Below are 3483 nucleotides of genomic sequence, written 5' to 3'. Positions count from 1 at the left end.
GAAGCCTATCCTCTCGGCTGAAGAATTAGAAAAGCGTGCAGCTGAAGCTACTAGACAGGCTGAGTTATTAGCGCGTCAAGAAGCAGAAATGAAAGCGGCAGAAGATGCTCGTCAAAAAGAGGCTGACGCTGCAGCTGCTGCTAGCGCGGCCGAGCCGGTTGCTGAAAAAGCAGTCAAGTCAGATGACGGTGGTTCTGCTGCAGCCGTAAAAGCTGCCGATAAAAAAGCGCAAGCCGATAAAGCGGCTAAAGATATCGCTGATGCTAGTAAAGCTCAGTTAGCTGACATCACTAAACGTCGCGCCGCAGCAGAAGCTGAAGCTTTAGCGATTCGCGACATGATGAGCACCCCTGCTCGAGTCCTTAAGGCGCCAAGCGAAATTGCTGCTGAAGAGGCTAAAAAGGGCACGCTCCATAAGCCAGCTAAAGTTGAAGGTGCTGAGGATAAGAAAAAGGCTGTTGCTAAGGTTGGCGGCAAGACGATTAAGTCTGCTGAGACTTCATCCACCTGGCAAGAAGAGGGCGCCAAGAAACCTGGCGGCCTGAAGACTCGTGGTGATAGCTCTGGTGGTGTAGGTGGTTGGCGTTCAGGTGGTGGTAGAAGAAAGCAACGTCAAATTGCAGAAGCTAACGTCGATACTAATTTCCAGGTTCCAACAGAACCAGTTGTGCGTGATGTTCATGTTCCAGAAACCATTACTGTTGCTGAGTTAGCTCATGCAATGGCCGTGAAGAGTGCTGAAGTAATTAAGCTCTTGATGGGCATGGGTCAGATGGTAACGATCAACCAGATCTTGGATCAAGATACTGCCATGATCATCGTAGAAGAAATGGGTCACACTGCTCATGCTGCTAAGTTAGATGATCCAGATTTAGATCTCGGTATTACTGGTCACGATGCAGAGTTATTACCACGTCCACCAGTTGTTACGGTGATGGGTCACGTTGACCACGGTAAAACATCTTTGCTCGATAAGATTCGTGCAGCTAAGGTTGCTACTGGTGAAGCCGGTGGTATTACTCAGCATATTGGTGCTTATCACGTTGAAACGCCACGCGGCATGATTACTTTCCTTGATACCCCGGGTCACGAAGCCTTTACGGCGATGCGTGCTCGTGGTGCAAAGGCTACGGATATCGTGATCCTAGTTGTTGCAGCCGATGACGGCGTGATGCCACAAACGAAAGAAGCGATTCACCATGCAGTAGCGGGTGGGGTTCCGATTGTTGTGGCGATTAACAAGATTGATAAACCAGAGGCAAACCTAGAGCGCGTTAAGACTGAGTTAGTTGCTGAGCAAGTGGTTCCAGAAGAATACGGTGGTGATGTGCCATTTATTGGCGTCTCCGCAAAAACAGGTGATGGCATTGATGCCTTGCTTGAGAACGTTCTTCTGCAAGCAGAAATTTTGGAACTTAAGGCGGCAAAAGATGCTCCTGCCCAAGGTCTCGTGATTGAAGCGCGTTTGGACAAAGGTCGCGGCCCAGTTGCCACTATTTTGGTTCAGTCAGGCACGCTCAAGCGTGGTGATATGTTGTTAGCTGGTTCAACCTACGGACGTGTACGTGCGATGTTGGATGAAAACGGCAAGCCATGTAATGAAGCTGGCCCATCTATCCCTGTTGAGATCCAAGGTTTATCCGAAGTTCCTGCAGCCGGTGAAGCGGTTCAAGTGGTTCCTGACGAGCGTAAAGCACGTGAGATCGCACTCTTCCGTCAAGGTAAGTTCCGTGATGTGAAGTTGGCTAAACAGCAGGCATTCAAACTCGAAACCATGATGGAAAACATGGAAGAGGGTGCGATTGAGGCGAAGTTATTGCCACTGATTATTAAAGCCGACGTACAGGGTTCTCAAGAAGCGTTGTCACAGTCATTGCAAAAGCTATCTACTGCAGAGGTGAAGGTACAAATCGTTCATGCAGCAGTGGGTGGCATTACTGAGACCGACGTGAACTTAGCAGTCGCTTCCAAAGCAGTCATCATCGGCTTTAACTCACGTGCAGATGGTGCAGCACGTAAGTTAGCCGAAAACAATGGTGTCGATATTCGTTATCACAACATTATTTATGACGCAGTTGATGAAGTGAAAGCAGCATTAAGCGGCATGTTGACACCAGATAAGAAAGAAGAAATCACCGGTATGGTGGAGATTCGTCAAGTCTTCTTGGTATCTAAAGTTGGTGCAATTGCTGGTTGCTTGGTTCTCGATGGCGTTGTTAAGCGCACCTCTAGTGTCCGCCTCTTGCGTGAAAACGTAGTGATTTGGACTGGTGAACTGGATTCTCTTAAGCGCTTTAAAGATGATGCAAAAGAAGTTCGTGCCGGTGTTGAGTGTGGTCTGTCATTAAAAGGCTATAACGACATCAAAGAAGGCGATCAACTCGAAGCATTTGAAGTGACTGAAGTCGCTAGAACACTTTAAGAGCAATCGAGTTAATGCATAAAACTAGTCCTCATCGTAACCAGCGTCTCGCCGATCAAATTCAGCGGGACCTGGCCGAGCTAATCCCCCGTGAATTGCGTAGTCCGAGCCTGGGTTTGATTACTTTGCAAAGTATTGAGCTCACTCCAGATTTAGCTCATGCAAAAGTCTTCTTTACTGTTTTGGGCGCAGAGCCTGAAGTGGCATTGAAGGCATTGCAGGATAAGGCAGGCTATTTACATTCATTGTTGTTTAAGCGTTTGCACATTCATACTGTGCCTACCTTACATTTCCACTACGATAGTTCTGTTGAGCATGGCATTGAAATGTCGCGCTTAATTGATCAGGCGGTGGATAGTGATCGCAAAGACGAGAACGCGTAAATAGCTATGTCTGTACGTATCGATGGGGTAGTCTTGCTTGATAAACCTGCTGGCATGAGCTCACAAGGCGCAGTCACTGCCGTCAAGCGTGCATTCAATGCAGAAAAAGCTGGGCATACCGGCACACTAGATCCAATGGCAACTGGTTTGCTCCCAATTTGTTTGGGTGAGGCAACAAAGTACTCACAGGATTTATTAGAGGCTGATAAAACCTATATCGCTCAAGTGAAATTTGGTCAGCGCACTGATACCGGCGATGCTGAAGGTTTGGTGATTGAAGAGCTTCCTGTGCCTGTATTTGCTGATGAGGCTGCTATTCGAGTTGCATTAAATTCTTTGTTGCCAGCTTTCGCGGGCCCGATTAGTCAAGTTCCCCCAATGTATTCCGCGCTCAAGCGCGATGGCAAGCCTTTATATGAATACGCTCGCGCAGGTGTTGAGTTAGAACGCTCTGCCCGAGATATTACGATTCATGCCATTCGATGGACCAATATCAATTGGCCGGAAGCCACTTTAGAGGTGAGCTGCAGTAAAGGCACTTATATCCGTGTGTTAGCTGAAGATATTGGTAAAGCTTTAGGTTGTGGTGCGCATTTGGTTGGCTTGCGCCGAACAGAAGTAGGTCACCTCAACCTTGAGCAATCTTTCACAATCGAATCTATTCAGAAGGGCTTGCAA

The 3483-nt window shown here is 47.8% G+C and carries 3 protein-coding genes; all 3 read left to right on the top strand.

What is annotated here, in order from left to right; genetic code table 11:
* On the top strand, nucleotides 1-2422 hold a 2422-nt coding region (gene infB / locus B7Y67_RS13255; RefSeq protein WP_293599058.1), incomplete at its 5' end, for a translation initiation factor IF-2.
* Between the two features lie 14 nt (nucleotides 2423-2436).
* The gene (gene rbfA / locus B7Y67_RS13250; protein ID WP_015420788.1) at nucleotides 2437-2805 is read left to right on the top strand and encodes a 30S ribosome-binding factor RbfA; all 369 of its coding nucleotides are present in this window, start codon (nucleotides 2437-2439) and stop codon (nucleotides 2803-2805) included.
* Nucleotides 2806-2811: 6 nt separating this feature from the next.
* On the top strand, nucleotides 2812-3483 hold a 672-nt coding region (gene truB / locus B7Y67_RS13245; protein WP_293599057.1), incomplete at its 3' end, for a tRNA pseudouridine(55) synthase TruB.

The sequence above is a fragment of the Polynucleobacter sp. 35-46-11 genome (assembly GCF_002281105.1).
The sequence above is the reverse complement of the archived record's forward strand: the minus strand, read 5'-3'. Positions and strand labels throughout refer to the sequence as shown.